Origin of the sequence: Nocardioides sp. (assembly GCF_025965415.1) — a bacterium.
Classification (GTDB): Bacteria; Actinomycetota; Actinomycetes; order Propionibacteriales; family Nocardioidaceae; genus Nocardioides.
In genome coordinates this window covers 1-19,481 of record NZ_JAOPWY010000093.1, presented here as the reverse complement: position 1 = coordinate 19,481, position 19,481 = coordinate 1, and the positions used below count along the sequence as shown (strand labels likewise).

The window sequence follows — 19,481 nt, the reverse complement described above, 5'->3', positions numbered from 1 at the left end:
CTCGCGCACCGCGAGATGGTTGCGGACGTTGGTCGTGCCGGCCGTGCAGACGTAGACGTTGCGGCGGGGTGCCCCGTCACCGAGGTCGAGCCGACTCGACGGTGGCGGACGCGACGCCGGCCAGGGCCTGACGCAGCACCCGCGCGACCTCGTCGTACTGCTCGGCCCAGCGCGGCGACCAGGCGACGACCTCGACGTCGCTCACTCCTCGTCGTCGGTCGACGCCACCTCGACCGGGGGGATGTCGGCCGGGCGCGGGCCGGAGTAGTCGATGCCGTAGGCGCCCGGGGCGGGGCGGCGGGTCTTGCGCGGCGGCTTCTCGCCCGGCGCCATCCGGCGGGCGGTGACGAGGAACGCGGTGTGGCCGATCATCTTGTGGCCGGGACGGACGGCGAGTCCCTCGACGTGCCAGTCGCGGACCAGCGACTCCCAGGCCTGCGGCTCGGTGAACCCGCCATGCACGCGGAGCGTCTCGACGACCCGCGAGAGCTGGGTGGTGGTGGCGACGTAGGCGCACACGATCCCGCCGGGCACCAGCGCGTCGGCGACGGTCTCCACGCAGTTCCAGGGATCGAGCATGTCGAGGATGACCCGGTCGACCTGCGTGCCGAGCTCGGGCAGGCCTTCCTTCAGGTCACCCAGGCGCAGGTCCCATGCGGGGTGGGTCTGGCCCTCCGGGGCGGAGAAGAACTGGTGGACGTTGCGGCGCGCGACGTCGGCGAACTCCTCGCGCAGCTCGAACGAGGTCACCCGTCCCCACGGCCCGACGGCCCTCAGGAGGGAGCAGGTGAGGGCGCCGGAGCCGGCACCGGCCTCGACGACCCGGGCTCCCGGGAAGATGTCGGCCAACGCGACGATCTGCGAGGCGTCCTTGGGGTAGACGACCGCGGCACCGCGCGGCATCGACACCACGAACTCGTTGAGCAGCGGCCGGAAGACGAGGTACTGGCCGCCGGCCGAGGAGGTCAGGGTGAAACCCTCGTCGCGCCCGATCATGTCGTCGTGGTCGAGGTGGCCCTTGTTGGAGAAGAACCGCTTGCCCGCGACGAGCTCGAAGTTGTGCTTGCGCCCCTTCTGGTCGACCAGGCGCACCCACTCGCCCTCACGCAGGGGGCCGCGGTGGACGCCGGACCAGGCCTCGGCGGGGACGTCGGGGGAGGTCTCGGGCATGCCGCGGAGCCTAGTGGGCGCATGGCCGCATCACCGATCCGGCGGCGTCGCTCAGCGGGCGGCGTTCTCCCGGAAGGCCCGGTCGACGTCGGCGGTCGAGAGCACGCCGTAGATCTTGCCGTCGGTCTCGACGAGGAGGTACTCGTCCGCCGGGCGGCGGCTGATCGCGAGGATCAGGTCCTCCCCGGCCACGTCGGCGGGCAGGGACAGCCCGTCCTCCATGGCCCGCGACACCGTGGACACCGGCACCCAGGGGCGTCGGTCCTCGGGCATCGCGCTGACCGCAGCCTCGCTGACGATGCCGCGTGGGGTGCCGTCGGGCGACACGGTCACGATGCTGCCGGCCTGCGCCTCCTGGGCACGACGTACGGCCTCGGCGAGCGGCAGGTCCTCGGGGACGGTGAGCGTACGACGCGCGAGCGGGCGCGCCACCAGGGCGGGCAGTCGCTCCCGCAGCTTGGCGTGGGCCATGGCGGCGGTGGCACCGGTCCAGAGGAACAGGCCGAGGATGAAGACCAGCACGATGTCCATCAGGGTCGGCGTGACGTCGAGGACCTGCTCCTGCACCAGCGGCCAGGCCAGCAGGGCGAGCGCGGCGATCCGGCCGCCCCAGCCCGCGACGAGGGTGCCCCGGTGCTGGTTGCCGGAGGCGCCCCAGACCAGGGCCTTGAGGACGCGGCCGCCGTCGAGCGGCAGCCCGGGGACGAGGTTGAGGACACCGATCACCAGGTTGGACAGCGCCAGGCCGCCGAGCGCCAGCCGCACCAGACCGTCGGGGACCACGAGCCAGGCGGCGCCCGCGGCCACCCCCACCGCGATCGAGGTCAGTGGTCCGACCACCGCGATCCAGAACTCGTGCCGTGGTCGGCGCGAGGTGCCGTCGATCTCCGTCATGCCGCCGAGGAAGTGCAGCGTGATCGAGTTGACGCCGTAGCCGAGGCGCTGCGCGACGATGGCGTGCGACGCCTCGTGCAGCAGCACCGAGAGGTAGAGCACGACGGCGAAGACGAAGCTGGCGACGTACTTCCAGAACCCCAGTCCCGGCTGCTCCAGCTCGATGCGCGGGGCGAACCCCACGGAGATCAGCAGCGCGACGATGAACCACGAGCTGGTGATGAGCACGTCGATGCCGGCGATCGACCCGATCCGCAGGGTGCCCGGGGCACGGGGCGCCGCAGCGGCGCGCCGGTCGACGGAGGGTGGATCAGTGGGCTCGGGCACCCCTTGAGCCTACTCATTGCCGCCCACACCCACGCCGCACGGAGCCGGTGTCGTAGCCCTCGCCTAGGGTGAGCGGCGCCATGACGATCCCCGCCTCCGAGCTTCCCTCCCCCGCTCCCGGGGCCTCCCCCGCGGACCGGATCTCGACGCCGGTCGACGGGGTCGACGTGCTGGGGGCGATCTCGCCGAGCCGCGCGGGCGACTTCCTGAGCTGCCCCCTCCTCTACCGCTTCCGCACCATCGACCGGCTGCCCGAGCAGCCCTCGCCCGACGCCGTGCGCGGCACGGTCGTGCACAAGGTGCTCGAGGACCTCTTCGACCTCCCGGCGCTCGACCGGACCCCCGAGCGGGCCGCCGACATGCTCGCCCCGGCGTGGGACGTCCTGCTGGAGACCGAGCCCGCCCTCGCCGACATGTTCGGCGGCGAGGGTCCCGACGTGGCGACCTGGTTGACCTCGTGCCGCACGGTCCTCGAGCGCTACTTCGAGCTGGAGGACCCGCGACGCCTCGAGCCGGCCGACCGTGAGCTCTACGTCGAGGCCCTGCTCGACTCCAAGCTGCTGCTGCGGGGCTTCGTCGACCGGATCGACGTGGCGCCCGACGGGCGGATCCGCATCACCGACTACAAGACCGGACGCAGCCCCGGCGTCGGCTACGAGGCCAAGGCCCTGTTCCAGATGAAGTTCTACGCGCTCGTCGTGTGGCGCCTGCGCGGCGTCGTACCGGCGATGCTCCAGCTGATCTACCTCGGCAACGGCGAGATCCTGCGCTACGAGCCCGACGAGGACGACCTGCGGGCGACGGAGCGCAAGGTCGAGGCCGTCTGGGCCGCGATCAGGCTCGCCCAGCAGACCGGCGACTGGCAGCCCAGCCCGTCGCGGCTGTGCGACTGGTGCTCCTACCACCAGTTCTGCCCGACCAAGGGCGGTGTCATCCCGCCCCTGCCGGAGCGTCCGGCCCCGGTTGCGGACTGACACCCGCATCAGACGCCGATGTAGGCCTCTGGCGGCGCCTCCGGCCCGTTCGGGGCGGCGAAGCCTTCCGCGACCAGTTCCGCCCGCACCTCGTGGGGCTGCAGCTCGCCGGAGGCGATCTGTTCGGCGAAGTGGCACGCCACCCGGTGGTGGCCGGTGGCGCCCGGCACGTCGACGATCCTCAGCTGCGGTCGCTCGGTGTCGCACAACGTCTCTTGGCGCCACGGGCACCGGGTGTGGAAACGGCACCCGGTCGGCGGGTTCGCCGGGGACGGCAGGTCGCCCATCAGCAGGATCTGCTCGCGCGAGTCCTCGACCTCCGGGTCGGGCACCGGCACCGCGGACATCAGCGCCCGGGTGTAGGGGTGGAGCGGTATGTCGTACAGCTCCGCCGCGTCGGACTCCTCGACGAGCCCGCCGAGGTACATCACTCCGATCCGGTCGCTGATGTGCCGGACGACGGCGAGGTCGTGCGCCACGACGAGGTAGGTGAGCCCCAGCTTGTCCTGGAGGTCTTGCAGGAGGTTGATCACCTGCGCCTGGATCGAGACGTCGAGCGCGCTGACCGGCTCGTCGGCGACGATCAGGTCGGGACCGACCGACAGGGCCCGGGCGATGCCGATGCGCTGCCGCTGGCCGCCCGAGAACTCGTGCGGGTACTTGCTCAGCGCGACCGCCGGCAGCCCGACGTCGGACATCAGCTCACGAAGACGCGCGCGGGTCGCCGCCTTGTCGGTGTCGAGGCCGTGCGCCCGGAGGCCCTCCAGGAGCAGGGACTCGACGGTCTGGCGTGGGTCGAGGCTCGACAGGGGGTCCTGGAAGACCATCTGGAAGCGCTTGCGCTCGCGCCGCAGGTCCTCGCCCTTCAGCGAGGCGATGTTCACGCCGTCGAAGACGACCGAGCCGGCGGTCGGCGGCTCGAGGTTGAGGATGGCCTTGCCGAGGGTCGACTTGCCACAGCCCGACTCCCCCACCAGGCCGTAGGTCTCGCCGCGGCGGATGCTGAGGTCCACGCCGTCCACCGCTCGGATGTGGCCCACGGTCCGGTCGAAGACGATGCCGCTCTTGATCGGGAAGTAGACCTCGAGGTCGCGCACCTCGACCAGCACGTCCGAGACGTCCGTCGGCTCCCTCGCGGGCGTGCTCATCGGGATCCTCCCATCGGGTTGAAGCAGCGGTAGCCGACGACCTGGTCGCCCTCCCACTCGGGCGTCCTCGCCGTACATGCGTCGACGACCTGCGAGCAGCGGGGCGCGAACGCACACGCAGAGGCCCACGGCAGGTTGTCGGCCACGGAGCCCGGGATCGGGGTGAGCTTCTCCCCACGCGCCGCGTCCAGGCGCGGGATCGAGTCGAGCAGGCCCACGGTGTAGGGGTGTCGCGGCTGCCGGAAGAGACCGTGCCGACCGCCACGCTCGACGACCTTGCCGCCGTAGAGCACGTTGACCTCGTCGCAGAGCCCGGCGACGACGCCGAGGTCGTGCGTGATCATCACGAGGGCGGTGCCGGTGTCGACGACCAGCTCCTTGAGGAGCGCCAGGATCTGTGCCTGGATGGTGACGTCGAGCGCGGTCGTCGGCTCGTCGGCGATGAGCAGCCGTGGGTTGCACGCCAGGGCCATCGCGATGAGGGCGCGTTGTCGCATGCCTCCGCTCAGCTGGTGGGGGTAGTTGACCAACCGGGCCTTCGGGTCCGGGATCCCGACGCGGTCGAGCAGGTCGGCCGCACGTGGGGTCGCCTCCTTGCGGCTCAGCCCCTGATGGCGCTCCATGACCTCGGTGACCTGACGGCCGATGGTCACCACCGGGTTGAGCGAGGACAGCGGGTCCTGGAAGATCATCGCGATGTCGGCGCCTCGCCGGTCGCGCATCGCGGACGGCGACAGCGACAGCAGGTCCTCGCCGTCGTAGATCGCCGTTCCCTCCACCTGGTTGCCCCGCTTGGGCAGCAGCCCCATGATCGCCAGGGACGTCACCGACTTGCCGCAGCCGGACTCCCCGACGAGGCCCACGGTCTGCCCGGGACGTACGTCGAAGCTCACTCCGTCGACCGCGCGGAACGGCTCCTCGCCGTGGCGCTGGAAGGTGACGCGCAGGTCGCGCACCGACAGCAGCGGCTCGGTCGAACCCATGGTGTGGCGGGTCTGCTGGGACATCGTGCTCACCTCCGCGACTTCGGGTCGAGGGCCTCGCGGAGGGACTCCCCCATCAGGGTGAAGCCCAGCGCGACCACGATGATGCAACCGGCCGGGTAGAACGCGAGGTGCGGCGCCTGGGAGATGTACTGCTGCGCCAGGCTGAGCATCTGCCCCCACTCCGGTTGTCTCTGATCGGGGTTGCCCAGGCCCAGGAACGACAGGGCTGCGGCCTCGATGATCGCGACGGCCAGGGACAACGTCGCCTGGACGATCACCGGCCCGAGGGCGTTGGGCAACATGTGCCGGAAGACGATGGCGCTCGGTTTGACACCCAGCGAGCGGGCCGCGAGCACGTGGTCGCTCGATCGCTGGGCCAGCATCGACCCGCGCAGGAGTCGCGCGAAGATCGGCACCTGGACGATCGCGATGGACACGATCAGCGTCCACTGGCTGGGGCTGCGCGCGAGCGACGCGACGGTGAAGGCAAGCAGCAACGACGGGATGGACAGCATCACGTCGACGATCCTCATGATCAGGGAGTCGACCCAGCCGCCGACAGCTCCGGCGAGGGTGCCGAGGGTGAGCCCGCCGAGAAGCCCGAACAGCGTGGCGAAGACACCCACGATGAGGGTCTGCCGGCTGCCGACCAGCAACCGGGAGAGCAGGTCGCGCCCGCGGTCGTCGCCGCCGAGGAGATGGCCGGCCTCGGGACCGGGCACCGGGTTGGACTGCGGACGCACCTTGTCGAGCAGGGGGCTGGCCGTCGGGTCCCAGGGAGCGATCCACGGGGAGATGACGGCGAGCACGATGAACAGCACCGTGATCGTCAGGCCGATGAGGAAGACCGGGTTGCGGCGCAGCCGCTTCCAGGCACTGCGGATGAGCGAGACGCCCGGCTCCTCGTCGATGGTGCCGGCCAGGGCCAGGGCCAGGGCCAGGCTATCGAGGCGGTCCTTGCGCCGCTGGCTGTAGGAGGGGCGACGGGAGATCTCGTCGGGATCGCGGTCGGAGGTGGGATCGCTCATGGGGCTCACCTCGTCCTGATCCGGGGGTCGATCACTGCGTAGGCGATGTCCACCAGCAGGTTGACGACGACGTAGACGACGCACGCGGCGAGGATCAGGACCTGCAGGACCGCGTAGTCCTTCTCGCGGAAGGCGAGGGCGAGTGCCTCGCCCACTCCTCGGTAGGAGAACACCGTCTCGGTGAGCACGGCTCCGGAGAGGAGTCCGCCGACCTGGAGCCCGATCGTGGTGACTACCGGCAGCATCGCGTTGCGCAGCACGTGGCGACCGCGGATGACCTGCGCGGTGAGGCCCTTGGCCTCGGCGGTGCGGACGTAGTCCTCGTCGAGCACGTCGAGCACGGAGGCGCGGGTGATCCGGAAGATCACCGCGAACGGGATGGTGGACAGGGCCACGGCGGGCAGGATCAGGTGCTTGAGCGCGTCCCACGAGGCGTCCCACTCCCGGGTGAGGATGCCGTCGAGGACGAACATGCCGGTCACCCGCGTGGCGTCGAGGCCGGTGCTCTGTCGGCCCGAGACCGGCAGAAGGTTCCACTCGACGGCGAAGAAGTACTTGAGGAGGAAGCCGGTGAAGAACACCGGGACCGCGACGCCGACCAGCGACAGGATCACTGCGCCGTTGTCGGTGATCGAGCCCTGGCGACGCGCCGCGAGGTAGCCGAGCGGGATGCCGAGGGCGATCGCGAGGAACATGGCCAGGAACGACAGCTCGATCGTCGCCGGCAACCGGGTCAGGAAGATGTCGAGCGCGTCCTCACCGGGCAGCACCTTGGTGGACACCCCGAAGTTGCCGTGGAGCGCGCGCTCCATGAACTTGAGGTACTGGACCGGAATCGGCTGGTCGATGCCGAGTGCGGCCTCCAGGGCTGCTCGGCGCTCGGGGGTCTGCCGCTCGCCCAGGATCGCCGACACCGGGCCACCCGGCAGCGAGCGCAGCCAGCCGAACACCAGCATCGAGAGCAAGAAGACGACCACGCACAGCTGCAGCAGCCGTCGTACGACGAAGCGAAGCATGGATCTCCTCACACGCTGGCGTGGTCCGGGGGGCCGTCAGTCGGCGGCCCCCCGGACATCACGCAGGTCGGTCAGTCAGCGGGCGGGACTCACTCCCCTCCGACGGTGACCGTGTCGAACTCCTCGGCAGTGAGCGGGCTGGGGATCACACCGTCCACGCCGGGACCGACCACGAGCGCCGGCGGCGAGTGGCTGATCGGCAGGCCGGGCAGGTACTCGTCCATGATCTGCTGGTTGATCGCCTCGAACGCCGCACCCCGCTCGGCGTCGTCCACGATGGCGTCGGCGGACTTCAGGTCGTCGGCCAGCTGCTTGCCCCACGGCATGACCTCGGTGCCGAAGTCGTTCTCCTTCAGGTTGCCGAAGAAGGTGCCGATGAAGTTGTAGGGCGAGTCGTAGTCACCGGTCCAGCCCAGGATGTAGGCGTCGTACTTGCCCGCGGTGACGTTGTCGAGGTAGCCACCGTTCCAGGACGCGGTGGACACCTTGACCTTGATGCCCACGGCCTCGAGGTCGGTGCGCAGCGCCTCGTAGATCTTCGCCGGGTCCGGCATGTAGGGGCGGCTGACCTCGGTCGGGTAGGCGAAGTTGAGGGTCATCCCCTCGGCGCCGGCCTCGGCCAGCAGTCGCTTGGCTTCGTCGGGGTCGTAGGCGTAGGGCTCGATGGTGGTGTTGTAGCCGCTGACGGTGTCGGGCATGAACTGGGTCGCCACAGCGGCCCCCTCCGGCAGCTGGGTCTGGACCAGCTGCTCGCGGTTGAGGGCGTGGTAGAGCGCCTGCCGGACCTTGAGGTCCTTCAGCTGCGGGTTGCCCTCGGGGTTGAGGCCGAGGTAGAGGATGTTGAACGGGTCGCGGACCTCGACGCTGTTGCCGTCCTCCTCGAGGCCGGCCCAGTCGACCGGGTTGGGCAGGTCGTAGCCGTTGATGCTTCCGGCCTCGAGCTCCTGGCGCCGGGTGGCCTCGTCGGGGATCACCCGGAAGACGAGCTCGCTGACCTGGGCCGCGTCGCCCCAGTAGTCGTCGTTGCGCTCGAGGGTGATCGAGCCGTTGGCCTCGTCGTACTCACCGAAGGTGAACGGGCCGGTGCCGACGGGGTCGTTGGCGTAGGCGGGGAAGCTGAAGCCCTCGCCCTCGGCCGCGATGCCGTTGGCGTCGCCCTCCTCGAGCGCCTTCGGCGACTGCATGGAGAGCGACTCGAGCGTCAGCATGGTCGGGAAGCCCGACGTCGGGCCGCTGATGGAGATCACGGCCTCGAACTCGTCGGAGGCCTCACAACCCTGGTAGAGCGAGTTCTCGGCATCGTTGGAGAAGGCGCCCATGACGTAGCCCCAGTACTCGCCTGCGGTCTGGCCTGCCTCGTTCTGGTCGAACATCCGGTCGAAGTTGTAGCAGACCGCCTCGGCGTTGAACGGCTCTCCGTCGTGGAAGGTGACGTCGTCACGGAGCGTGAAGGTCCACTCGGTGCCGTCCTCGTTGGGCGTCCACTCGGTCGCGAGCTCCGGGACCACCTCGGCGCTGCCGGGCTCGATGCCCAGCAGTCCCTCGAACATCTGGCGGGTGACGCGGAACGTCTCGCCGTCGGTGGCGTAGAAGGGGTCGAACATCTCGGGAGCGCCGGCGGCTCCGAAGACGAAGGTGCCGTCGTCGGCGGCGCCCCCGCCGCCCTCGTCGTCGCGCTGGCTGTCTGCGCAGCTCGCCAGGGTGGCCGCTGCGAGGACAGCCGTGGTCCATGTCGCCATGGTGCGTGTTCGAGACATCCGAGGTCCTTCCGTTCAGTATGCGATCGGGTGGTCGTCCCAGCACCCTAGACCGATGAATGTGAGCCGGGCCACACCGACATGGTCACGGTCGGATCACGTGTTGGGTGCGCCCTCGGCTCGTCCGGTGGACGTGATCTCCGCGAGCTTGACCGCGTCCAGGCCGCTCAGAGTCTCGGCGAACACCCGGCCCTCCCCCTGGAGGATCGGCACGTGGTGGGGCACGCACAGCACGGTGCATCCCGCCGCCGCGGCCGACTTGGCGCCAGTGTTGGAGTCCTCGATCGCCACGCACTCCTCCGCGGCCAGGCCGAGCTCCGCGGCGGCCGTCAGGTAGGGCTCCGGGTGCGGCTTGCCGAACTCGACGCGGTCACCGGTGACGACGGTCGCGAACGTGCCGACCGGCAGCTGCGCCAGGATCGGCTCGACGAAGCGCTGCCACGACATCGTCACCAGCGCGCACGGGATGCCATGGGCGTGGAGGTCGGTGAGCAGCTCGCGGGCGCCGGGGCGCCACGGCACGTCGTCCTGCACCCGCGCGACGACGCCGTCGAGCAGCTCGTCGACGATCTGCTGCGGCGTCCGGTCGATGCCCATGTGGACCCGGATGTAGTCACCCGACTCGAGCAGCGCGTTGCCGACGAGGTTCATGGCGTGCTCCTGCGACCAGGTGCCGCCGTACTTGTCCGCCATGGCGTACTCGGTGTCGATCCAGTAGGGCTCGGTGTCGACGAGGGTGCCGTCCATGTCCCACAGGACCGCCGCCGGCCACCACGCTCCTCCATCGGGGCGCTGACCTGCAGATGCTCGATAACTGGCGGTGCTCAGGATGCCCTCCGGGATGCTCCGTGCGACGAGGCGTGCGATGACTCACCCTAGATCCACGGCGAGCAGCCCTCGCCACTGAGTCACCCCGCGGTTGGTCGTCGCGAGTGGGTCTCCCGCTCGCGCTCGATCCCACTCGGGATGTCCGTTTCGCGCGGATTGTGACGATCCGTTGGCCACTGGACGCTGAGTCCGTCCGGATCGGTGTACAACGCGGACAGAGGCGGCCACCATCGATCGCGCCTCTGGCGAACGGGTCCCCGGGGTGTGCGCAGACCCCGACACCGGGGACGAGAGGATGCGAGTGCAGAGGAACGACAGCGAGCCGGAAGCCGGGCTCGTACGGGAACTGTTGCGTACCTATCACTGGATGCTGGTGGTGCTGGCGTTCTCGCTCGTCATCTCGGGCGTCACCGTGGGCTACCACCTCCTGGTCGCCCAGCCGCACCACGAGCGCCACGTCGGCTTGGCGTTCGAGATGCGAAACAGCAGGATCGGGGTGCTGGAACAGAGTGCGGCGCTCCGCGGGTGGCTCGCCACCGACGACGACACGTTCTTGGCCGACTTCTCGGCGGCCGGGGAGGGTGCCGATCGCGCGCTGGGCCGGGTTGTCCGTGGCGTCAGCGGGGACAGCACGAGCGGACTCACCGATGCTGTCGTCCGCGTTGCCACAACCCGCACGGCCTGGAACGACTGGGCCGTGGGTGTGATCGATAAGGACCTGGCGGCAACCCCGGACCGGGCGGTCATCCGGGACGAGCTGGGGACCGGCCGCGACCTGCTCAACGAGTTCCTCGACGCCAACAACGAGAGTGCAGAGCTGATGTTCGAGGAGCGACAGGTCACCCTCGGACATATGCGCCAGAGCCTCCTCGGCGGATTCCTCGTGTACGTCGTCGTCCTGATCGCGGCTGCCGTCTCCTTCGTGCGCCAACGCCGAGCGGTCGACCGAGAAGTGGTGACCCCGATCAAGGGCCTCCTGCACACCATCGAGCGGCTGCAGACCGGCGAGCTCGGGGCCCGGAGCGCCCCGAGCGACGTCTACGAGCTCGACCAGATCGGCAACGCGCTGGCCGGGTTGGCGTCCTCCCTGGACGCTGCGCGCCGGGACGCGAAGACCAGGGAGTGCCGGCTTGCCACGCTTGCGACGGGGTTCGAGACCGTGACCCGCGTCGGCCGCGAGATCTCGGGGAGCCTCAGCGTGCGCTATGTCGCGAGCACCGTGACCTCCGCGGCCAGCGACCTGACCGGCGGCCCCACCGCACTGTGGGTCCGCGGCGAGGACCGGACATTCCGTGCCGTGTCGCGCAGCGACGACCCGCACGGGGTTACCCCCCCTGCCGAGCTGCGCCCATCCGAGGCGGTGGCGGTTGCCGCGGCCGAGGCCAGGACGGCGACCGGGGAGGATCACCGGGCCTATCCGCTCGTGCTCGCCGGCATGGTCGTCAGCGTCCTCGAGGCGCCCAACACCGACATCGACCCCGACACCGAGCAGGTGCTCGAAGTGCTGCTGTCCACCGCTGCCGCCGCGCTGGAGTCGGCGAACCTGCACAGCGCGGCCAAGGAGCTCGCCGACGTCGACGCGCTGACCCGGCTCCCCAACCGGCGGCGCTTCGACGTCGACATGGAGGCCGAGTGGGACCGCTCCCGCCGGTACGGCAGGCCACTGAGCATGATCATGCTCGACCTCGACCACTTCAAGGCCACCAACGACGAGCACGGCCACGTCTATGGCGACGAGGTGCTCCGCGCCACCACCAGCGCCCTCACCCAGGTGATGCGCACCAGCGACACGGCCTACCGGTACGGCGGGGAGGAGTTCGCGATCCTGCTGCGCGAGACCGGACTGGACGATGCCCAGGCGGTGGCCGAGCGGCTCCGGGCCACGGTCGCGGCGGTCGAGGGGACCCGCCCCGGCGTCCGAGTGACCGCGTCGCTGGGGGTCGCCGAACGGGTCAGCGCGATGGCGCACCACACCGAGCTGGTGGCGAAGGCGGACACCGCTCTCTACGCCGCTAAGAGCCGCGGACGTGACCGTGTCGTCATGGCGGACGGATGACCCGCACGGTGCTGTGCGTGTGGAGTCCGTGACCACCCGTGCTCGACCGGACGTGCGGGCCTGACCATGGCCCGACGGAACGTCTCCCCCAGCCCCTGCTCGGCCCCATCGTCGGTCAGGACCGCCCCGACGTGCATGCTTTCGCCATGACCCGACTCCAGGACAACCGGTACGTCGCCCTCGCCCGGCTCATCCGTCGCTACGGCCGCTCGGACCTCCTCGCCGGCGCGCAGCTCGACGAGTTCGACGTCGACGAGCAGGCGCCCCTGGGCGATACCGAGCGGGCCGACGCGTTCGCCGCCGACCTGGAGAGGATGGGGCCGACCTTCATCAAGCTCGGCCAGCTGCTTTCGACCAGGTTCGACCTGCTCCCTGCGGCGTACACGACGGCGCTCGAGCGCCTGCAGGACTCGGTCGAGCCGATCTCCTTCGAGACCGTCCGCGAGGTCGTCGAGGCAGAGCTCGGGGCGCCGCTGAGGGAGCGGTTCAGCGAGTTCGACGAGAAGCCGCTCGCGGCGGCGTCGATCGGCCAGGTCCACCGCGCCGTCCTGCGCAACGGCCACGAGGTGGTGGTCAAGGTGCAACGGCCCGACGTCCGCGACGTCGTACGCCAGGACATGGACGTGCTGGAGCGCCTCGCCGCACAGGCCGACAAGCGGACCGAGGTCGGACGGACATTCGGCTTCGGGCGCCTGCTCGACCAGTTCCGCCGGTCCCTGGCGGGCGAGCTCGACTACCGCCGCGAGGCACGCAGCCTCGTCACCTTCGGCGAGCTGACCGCTCCCTATGACCTGCTCCTGGTGCCGCAGCCGGTCCCCGAGTACACGACGTCGAGGGTCCTGACGATGGACTACGTCGAGGGGCGGAAGATCACCGACATCGGTCGTCTCGGGCTGGTCGACCTCGACGCCCGGCCCATCGTCGAGCAGCTCTTCACGGCGTACCTCCACATGATCCTGGATGCCGGCGTGCTGCACGCGGATCCCCACCCGGGCAACCTCCTGCTCACCGACGACGGCCGGCTGGCGCTGTTGGACCTCGGCATGACCGCTGCGGTGCCACCCCGGATCCAGAACGACGTCATCAAGCTGCTGCTCTCGATCGGCGACGGCGACGGCGAGGAGACCGCCGTCGTCCTGGCGTCGATGGGTCATCCCCTGGAGGCCTTCGACGCCGCTGCCTTCCGCGACGACGTCTCTCACCTCGTGTCGGAGGCGGTGGCGAGCGGCTCGGACGTCTCGGTCGGCACGGTCCTCATGGACCTCAGCCGGCTGTCCGGTCACCACGGGCTGCGCCCGCCCCCGGAGATGACCATGGTCGGGAAGGCCCTGCTCAACCTGGATCGGTCGACCTCGCACCTCGATCCCGGTTTCGCACCCGCGGTCGCCATCAGGAAGAACGTGAGCGAGATCTTCGGCGCCGGCCTGAAGCTGTCGGCGGGCGGCCTGATGTCGGCGGCCATCGAGTCCAAGACGTTCGTGTCCCAGCTGCCCAAGCGGGCCAACCGGATCATGGACACGCTCGCGGACGGCGAGTTCAGGATCCAGGTCCAAGCCATCGACGAGGAGCGCCTGCACACGGTGATCCAACGCGTCGCCAACCGGGTGACCCTGGGCATCATCATCGCGGCCACCATCCTGGGCGCGGCGCTGGTCGTGCGCGTGCCGTCGCGGTGGACCGTGCTCGGCTACCCGGGGCTCGCGATCCTGTTCTTCTTCTTCGCGGTGAGCGCCGGCGCCGCCATGGCCGTGTGGATCTTCCTCACCGACCGCAAGGTGGCGCACGCCGTCGCCTCGGACCGCGGACGACAGCCCCGGTGACCGGACCGAGCCCTCAGTCCTCCGGGTCGTAACCCAGGTTGGGCGAGAGCCACCGCTCGGCCTCGGCGAGGGTCCAGCCCTTGCGCTCAGCGTAGTCGGCGACCTGGTCGCGGGCCAGGCGGCCCACGACGAAGTACTGCGACTGGGGGTGGGAGTAGTAGAAGCCGCTGACCGAGGCGCCGGGCCACATGGCCATCGACTCGGTGAGCGCGATGCCGGTGTGCTTCTCGACGTCGAGCAGCTCCCACAGCGTCTGCTTCTCGGTGTGCTCGGGGCACGCGGGATAGCCGGGCGCCGGCCGGATGCCGTCGTACTGCTCCTTGATCAGGCCCACGTTGTCGAGGTGCTCGTCGGGCGCGTAGCCCCAGAGCTCCTTGCGGACCCGCTCGTGCAACCGCTCGGCGAAGGCCTCGGCGAGCCGGTCGGCGAGCGACACCAGCAGGATCGCGTTGTAGTCGTCGAGCTCCTCGCGGAAGGCGGCGACCCGCTCCGTGACCCCGTCGCCAGCGGTGACGGCGAAGGCACCCACGTGGTCGCGCAGGCCGGAGTCCTTGGGCGCGACGTAGTCGGCCAGCGACCGGTTGGGGACGCCGTTGCGGTGCTGGCCCTGCTGGCGCAGGTGGTGGAGCGTGGCGTGCACGTCGCTGCGGTCGTCGCCGAGGTAGAGCTCGACGTCGTCGCCGACCGAGCTGGCCGGGAAGAGCCCGACCACCCCGTGGGCCCGGATCCACTTCTCCTCGATCATCGTGTCGAGCATCGCCTGCGCGTCGTCGTACAGCTTGCGAGCCGCCTGGCCGGAGCTGGGGTTGTTGAGGATGTCGGGGAAGGCACCCTTCATCTCCCAGGCGTTGAAGAAGGGCTGCCAGTCGATGTACTTGCGCAGCGTCGACAGGTCGTAGTCGCGCAGCACGCGCACGTGCTGGGTGACGCGGGTGCCGACGATCGTGGAGACGGCATGGTCCTGCTGCAGCAGCAGGTGCGGCTTGGGGGGCCGGTAGTCGGTCCAGTCGATCGGTGTCGCGTTGGCGCGCGCCTGCTCCAGGGTGATCATCGGCCGGTCGTTCTTGGCCGAGTGGCGCGTGCGCAGCGAGTCGAAGTCGGCCTGCACGTCGGCCATCAGCTTCGCGCGTCCGGTCTCGTGGAGCAGCGCCGCCGCCGTGGGCACGGAGCGGGAGGCGTCCTTCACCCAGACCACGGGGCCGTCGTACTTGGGGTCGACCTTCACCGCCGTGTGGGCACGCGAGGTGGTCGCACCGCCGATGAGCAGCGGGATCGTGAGCCCCTGGCGCTGCATCTCGGTCGCGAAGGTGACCATCTCGTCGAGCGAGGGCGTGATCAGGCCGGAGAGCCCGATGATGTCGGCGCCGACCTCGGCGGCGGTGTCGAGGATCTTCTGTGCCGGCACCATCACCCCGAGGTCGATGACCTCGTAGTTGTTGCACTGCAGCACCACGCCGACGATGTTCTTGCCGATGTCGTGGACGTCGCCCTTGACCGTGGCCATCACGATCGTGCCGTTGGTGTCCTTGACGGTGGCGAGCGCCGGGTTGTCGAGCTTCTCCTGCTCGATGAAGGGGATGAGGTAGGCGACGGCCTTCTTCATGACGCGGGCGCTCTTGACCACCTGGGGCAGGAACATCTTGCCGGCGCCGAAGAGGTCGCCGACGACGTTCATGCCGTCCATCAGCGGGCCCTCGATGACCTCGATCGGACGGCCGCCGCGGTCGGCGATCTCCTGGCGGAGGATCTCGGTGTCGGCCTCGACGTGGGCGTCGATGCCCTTGACGAGGGCATGGGTGATCCGCTCCCCGATGGGCAGCGCGCGCCACTCCTCCTCGGACACCTCGACGGCCTCGGCCGACCGGTTGTGCTCCTCGGCGATCTCGAGCAGGCGCTCGGCGGCGTCGGGGCGACGGTTGAGCACGACGTCCTCGATGCGCTCGCGCAGCGCGGCGTCGACCTCGTCGTAGACCGTCAGGGCGCCGGCGTTGACGATGCCCATGTCGAGACCGGCGCGGATCGCGTGGAAGAGGAAGACCGCGTGGATCGCCTCGCGGACGGGGTTGTTGCCGCGGAACGAGAACGAGACGTTGGAGATGCCGCCGCTGACCTTGGCGCCGGGGAGGTTCTCCTTGATCCAGCGGGTCGCCTCGATGAAGTCCTGGCCGTAGGTGGCGTGCTCCTCGATGCCGGTGGCCACCGCGAAGACGTTGGGGTCGAAGATGATGTCCTCGGGCGGGAAGCCGACCTCGTCCACCAGGATCCGGTAGGCCCGCTCGCAGATCACCTTGCGGCGCGCGAGGTTGTCGGCCTGGCCGTCCTCGTCGAAGGCCATCACCACCACTGCGGCGCCGTACTTGCGGCACAGCCGGGCGTGGTCGCGGAACGCCTCCTCCCCCTCCTTCATGGAGATGGAGTTGACGATCGCCTTGCCCTGCACGCACTTGAGGCCGGCCTCGATGACCTCCCACTTGGAGGAGTCGACCATCACCGGCACGCGGCTGATGTCTGGCTCGGCAGCGATCAACTTGAGGAAGCGGTCCATCGCGGCGACGCCGTCGATCATCCCCTCGTCCATGTTGACGTCGATGACCTGCGCCCCGGACTCGACCTGCTGGGCCGCGACGCTGAGGGCCGCGTCGTAGTCGCCGTCCTTGATGAGCTTGCGGAAGCGCGCCGAGCCGGTGATGTTGGTGCGCTCGCCCACGTTGACGAAGAGGCTCTCGTCGGTGATCGTCAGCGGCTCCAGGCCGGACAGCCGCATCACGGGCTGGTGGCTGACCGGCTCGCGGCGGCGCTTGCCCTCGACCGCGGTGGCGATCGCCGCGATGTGCTCGGGCGTGGTGCCGCAGCAGCCCCCGACGAAGTTGAGGAAGCCGGCGTCGGCGAACTCGGCCAGCACCGAGGCCGTCTGGTCGGGGGTCTCGTCGTACTCGCCGAAGGCGTTGGGCAGCCCCGCGTTGGGGTAGACCGAGACGAACGAGTCGGCGAGCCGGGACAGCTCGGCGACGTAGGGCCGCATGTCGCGGGCCCCGAGGGCGCAGTTGAGGCCGACGGCGAGCGGGCGGGCGTGGCGGATCGAGTCCCAGAAGGCCTCGGTGACCTGCCCCGACAGCGTGCGCCCGGAGGCGTCGGTGATGGTGCCGGAGACGATGACCGGCCAGCGGCGACCCTGCTCCTCGAAGAGCGTCTCGACGGCGAAGATCGCGGCCTTGGCGTTGAGGGTGTCGAAGATCGTCTCGATCATCAGCAGGTCGGACCCGCCGTCGACCAGTCCGCGGGCGGCGACGAGGTAGGCCTCGGCCAGCTGGTCGAAGGAGACGTTGCGGGCGCCGGGGTCGTTGACGTCGGGCGAGATGGACGCGGTGCGGGTGGTGGGTCCGAGGGCGCCGGCCACCCACCGCGGGTGGTCGTCGGTCGCCACCGCGTCGGCGGCGGCGCGCGCCAGTCGCGCCGACTCGAAGTTGAGCTCGTAGGCGAGGTCCTCGAGGCCGTAGTCGGACAGCGACACCGCATTGGCGTTGAAGGTGTTGGTCTCGATCACGTCGGCGCCGGCGTTGAGGTAGTCCTCGTGGATGGCGCGGATCACCTGCGGCTGCGTGAGGGTCAGCAGGTCGTTGTTGCCGATCAGGTCGCTCGGGTGGTCGGCGAACCGCTCGCCCCGGTAGCCGGCCTCGTCCGGGCGGTCGCGCTGGATCGCGGTGCCCATGGCCCCGTCCAGCACCATGATCCGCTCGCCCAGGATCGCCGTGAGGGCTTCGGTGGCGTCGGGACGGTGCTGCGGCTTCACGGGGTCGGCCTTCTCTCGGTGACGTAGGGCCTTGCGGTGGCGTGACGACCAGCCTAGGAAGGCGGTCCGACCCGCGGACGGAGTTCCCACATCGTGGCACCAGCGCCCACGGCGGACGAAATCATGACGTCCCGCTGGACCCGCGCCCTAGGCTGGGCAGGTGATCGAGTTCGACGACGTGCAGGACCTGGTCTCCCCCGTGGTGATCGCCGCCTTCGAGGGATGGAACGACGCGGCCGACGCGGCGTCCGGACTCGTCGACCACTTGATGGAACAGTGGAAGGCCGAGGTCATCGGGGCGGTCGACCCCGAGGAGTTCTACGACTTCCAGGTCAACCGGCCCGTCATCAGCACCGACCACAACGGACACCGACGACTCGCCTGGCCCACGACCCGGATCGCGGTCGCCCGGCCGGCCGAGCTCGACCGCGACATCATCCTGGTCCGCGGCATCGAGCCGAGCATGAAGTGGCGCCAGTTCTGCGCCGAGCTCCTCGCCGCCTGCGACGACCTGGGCGCCGAGCTGGTCGTGACGCTCGGGGCCCTCCTGGCCGACACCCCGCACACCCGCCCGATCCCGGTCACCGGGACGGCCACCGAGCCGGAGCTCGTCGACCGGCTCGACCTCGAGCAGTCGACGTACGAGGGTCCCACCGGCATCGTCGGCGTCTTCAACGACGCCTGCACCCAGCTCGACATCCCCGCCGTGTCCTACTGGGCCGCGGTCCCCCACTACGTCGCACAGCCGCCGTGCACGAAGGCCACCCTCGCGCTGCTCGGCCAGCTCGAGGAGCTGCTGCAGGCGCCGATGCCGCTGGGTGACCTGCCCGACGACTCGAAGGCCTGGGAGCGCGGCGTCGACGAGCTCGCCGCGGAGGACGAGGACGTCGCCGACTACGTCCGCGCCCTCGAGGAGACCCGCGACACCGCCGACCTGCCCGAGGCGAGCGGCGAGGCGATCGCGCGGGAGTTCGAGCGCTACCTCAAGCGCCGCGACACCGACTGAGCCCGCTCGGGGTCGGCTCGAGCGCCCCGCGGAGCGGTGATCCAGCCACCATTTCGGCGGCCGGAGGGTGGCTCACGCACCGCCCCGGCGCGTGTCGTACGGCGGCGCGCCGGCGGGCGGTGACGCACCCACGGTCTGAGTCCTCGGAAGGTGGCTGGACCACCGCTCGAGCGGTGAGCCAGGCAGGTCTCGCGCGTCCAGGACCTGCCTCGCGCGCCGCTCGGCGGAGGGGCGTACGTCAGAGCGACAGGCCGAGGGCCGCGTCGAGCAGCCGGTGGATCGTCGCCGCCGCCTCGCGGTCAGAGGTCTCGGCGAGGCCGGCGGTGCCCAGCGTCGCGTCGACCCACTCCTGCACGGCCTGCACCGCGGCGGGCGCGTCGAGGTCGTCGGCGAGGGCCGCCAGCACCCGGTCGACGACCGGGCCCGAGTCGGCACCGGCACCGAGGGCGAGCGCGCGCCTCCAGTCGGCCAGCGTGTCCACGGCCTGCCACAGTTGGTCGTCGGTCCACTCCCAGTCGCTGCGGTAGTGGTGGCGCAGCAGCACCAGCCGGATAGCCATCGGGTCGACCTCGCTCATCCGCAGCGCGGAGACGAAGACGAGGTTGCCCTTGGACTTCGACATCTTCTCGCCGTCGTAGGCGACCATGCCGGCGTGCGTGTAGGTCCGCGCGAAGCGCGCGC

At 70.3% G+C, this 19,481-nt stretch carries 15 protein-coding genes; 4 read left to right on the top strand and 11 right to left on the bottom strand.

Annotated elements, in window-relative coordinates; all coding sequences use genetic code 11:
* Positions 1-76 precede the first annotated feature (76 nt).
* Genes JWN97_RS10040 through JWN97_RS10030 form a run of 3 tightly spaced genes read right to left on the bottom strand, consistent with a single transcriptional unit; the run spans position 77 to position 2,391 of the window.
* Positions 77-205, bottom strand: a complete 129-nt coding sequence (locus tag JWN97_RS10040; protein WP_297621956.1) for a hypothetical protein — start codon at positions 203-205, stop codon at positions 77-79.
* Positions 202-1,170: a tRNA (adenine-N1)-methyltransferase gene (locus tag JWN97_RS10035; protein ID WP_297621954.1), complete on the bottom strand. Its 969-nt coding sequence runs from the start codon at positions 1,168-1,170 to the stop codon at positions 202-204. Before JWN97_RS10035 ends, JWN97_RS10040 begins: the two co-directional genes overlap by 4 nt.
* 51 nt (positions 1,171-1,221) lie before the next feature.
* On the bottom strand, positions 1,222-2,391 hold the full coding sequence (locus JWN97_RS10030) for a site-2 protease family protein (RefSeq protein ID WP_297621952.1): 1,170 nt from the start codon (positions 2,389-2,391) through the stop codon (positions 1,222-1,224).
* An 80-nt stretch (positions 2,392-2,471) separates the two neighbouring features.
* On the opposite strand from JWN97_RS10030, the gene JWN97_RS10025 reads away from it, so the two are divergent.
* A complete protein-coding gene (locus tag JWN97_RS10025; protein ID WP_297621950.1) occupies positions 2,472-3,365 on the top strand; it encodes a PD-(D/E)XK nuclease family protein in 894 nt (297 codons plus the stop codon).
* Between the two features lie 8 nt (positions 3,366-3,373).
* Here JWN97_RS10025 and JWN97_RS10020 read toward each other — a convergent pair whose 3' ends face one another.
* The 6 genes from JWN97_RS10020 to JWN97_RS09995 all read right to left on the bottom strand — a co-directional run bounded on the left by JWN97_RS10020 (position 3,374) and on the right by JWN97_RS09995 (position 10,128).
* Positions 3,374-4,513 carry an oligopeptide/dipeptide ABC transporter ATP-binding protein gene (locus tag JWN97_RS10020; protein ID WP_297621948.1) on the bottom strand — a complete coding sequence of 380 codons (1,140 nt, stop codon included), beginning with the start codon at positions 4,511-4,513 and terminating at the stop codon, positions 3,374-3,376.
* On the bottom strand, positions 4,510-5,520 hold the full coding sequence (locus JWN97_RS10015; protein ID WP_297621946.1) for an ABC transporter ATP-binding protein: 1,011 nt from the start codon (positions 5,518-5,520) through the stop codon (positions 4,510-4,512). The genes JWN97_RS10020 and JWN97_RS10015 overlap by 4 nt, the downstream gene beginning before the upstream one ends.
* A gap of 5 nt (positions 5,521-5,525) precedes the next feature.
* The gene (locus JWN97_RS10010; RefSeq protein WP_297621944.1) at positions 5,526-6,527 is read right to left on the bottom strand and encodes an ABC transporter permease; all 1,002 of its coding nucleotides are present in this window, start codon (positions 6,525-6,527) and stop codon (positions 5,526-5,528) included.
* Between the two features lie 5 nt (positions 6,528-6,532).
* Positions 6,533-7,543, bottom strand: a complete 1,011-nt coding sequence (locus tag JWN97_RS10005; protein ID WP_297621942.1) for an ABC transporter permease — start codon at positions 7,541-7,543, stop codon at positions 6,533-6,535.
* An 89-nt stretch (positions 7,544-7,632) separates the two neighbouring features.
* Positions 7,633-9,282 carry an ABC transporter substrate-binding protein gene (locus JWN97_RS10000; protein ID WP_297621940.1) on the bottom strand — a complete coding sequence of 550 codons (1,650 nt, stop codon included), beginning with the start codon at positions 9,280-9,282 and terminating at the stop codon, positions 7,633-7,635.
* Between the two features lie 114 nt (positions 9,283-9,396).
* Positions 9,397-10,128, bottom strand: a complete 732-nt coding sequence (locus tag JWN97_RS09995) for an HAD family phosphatase (RefSeq protein ID WP_297621975.1) — start codon at positions 10,126-10,128, stop codon at positions 9,397-9,399.
* A gap of 349 nt (positions 10,129-10,477) precedes the next feature.
* On the opposite strand from JWN97_RS09995, the gene JWN97_RS09990 reads away from it, so the two are divergent.
* Together JWN97_RS09990 and JWN97_RS09985 are read left to right on the top strand one after the other, a co-directional pair.
* Positions 10,478-12,184, top strand: a complete 1,707-nt coding sequence (locus tag JWN97_RS09990) for a GGDEF domain-containing protein (protein WP_297621938.1) — start codon at positions 10,478-10,480, stop codon at positions 12,182-12,184.
* Between the two features lie 146 nt (positions 12,185-12,330).
* Positions 12,331-14,004, top strand: coding sequence for an AarF/UbiB family protein (locus JWN97_RS09985; RefSeq protein ID WP_297621936.1), 1,674 nt, complete (start codon positions 12,331-12,333; stop codon positions 14,002-14,004).
* Between the two features lie 13 nt (positions 14,005-14,017).
* Here the strand turns inward: JWN97_RS09985 and metH are convergent, their stop codons facing one another.
* Positions 14,018-17,794 carry a methionine synthase gene (gene metH / locus JWN97_RS09980; RefSeq protein WP_297621934.1) on the bottom strand — a complete coding sequence of 1,259 codons (3,777 nt, stop codon included), beginning with the start codon at positions 17,792-17,794 and terminating at the stop codon, positions 14,018-14,020.
* Positions 17,795-17,954: 160 nt separating this feature from the next.
* On the opposite strand from metH, the gene JWN97_RS09975 reads away from it, so the two are divergent.
* Positions 17,955-18,800: a PAC2 family protein gene (locus tag JWN97_RS09975; protein WP_297621932.1), complete on the top strand. Its 846-nt coding sequence runs from the start codon at positions 17,955-17,957 to the stop codon at positions 18,798-18,800.
* A 238-nt stretch (positions 18,801-19,038) separates the two neighbouring features.
* Here JWN97_RS09975 and JWN97_RS09970 read toward each other — a convergent pair.
* On the bottom strand, positions 19,039-19,481 hold a 443-nt coding region (locus JWN97_RS09970; protein ID WP_297621930.1), incomplete at its 5' end, for a class I tRNA ligase family protein.

Excerpts from the sequence above, each read along its gene's own strand:
- JWN97_RS09985 (WP_297621936.1), top strand. The coding sequence starts at position 12,331 with ATGACCCGACTCCAGGACAACCGGTACGTCGCCCTCGCCCGGCTCATC.
- JWN97_RS10010 (WP_297621944.1), bottom strand. The coding sequence starts at position 6,527 with ATGAGCGATCCCACCTCCGACCGCGATCCCGACGAGATCTCCCGTCGC.
- JWN97_RS10035 (WP_297621954.1), bottom strand. The coding sequence starts at position 1,170 with ATGCCCGAGACCTCCCCCGACGTCCCCGCCGAGGCCTGGTCCGGCGTC.
- JWN97_RS10000 (WP_297621940.1), bottom strand. The coding sequence starts at position 9,282 with ATGGCGACATGGACCACGGCTGTCCTCGCAGCGGCCACCCTGGCGAGC.
- JWN97_RS10015 (WP_297621946.1), bottom strand. The coding sequence starts at position 5,520 with ATGTCCCAGCAGACCCGCCACACCATGGGTTCGACCGAGCCGCTGCTG.
- JWN97_RS10005 (WP_297621942.1), bottom strand. The coding sequence starts at position 7,543 with ATGCTTCGCTTCGTCGTACGACGGCTGCTGCAGCTGTGCGTGGTCGTC.
- JWN97_RS10020 (WP_297621948.1), bottom strand. The coding sequence starts at position 4,513 with ATGAGCACGCCCGCGAGGGAGCCGACGGACGTCTCGGACGTGCTGGTC.
- JWN97_RS10025 (WP_297621950.1), top strand. The coding sequence starts at position 2,472 with ATGACGATCCCCGCCTCCGAGCTTCCCTCCCCCGCTCCCGGGGCCTCC.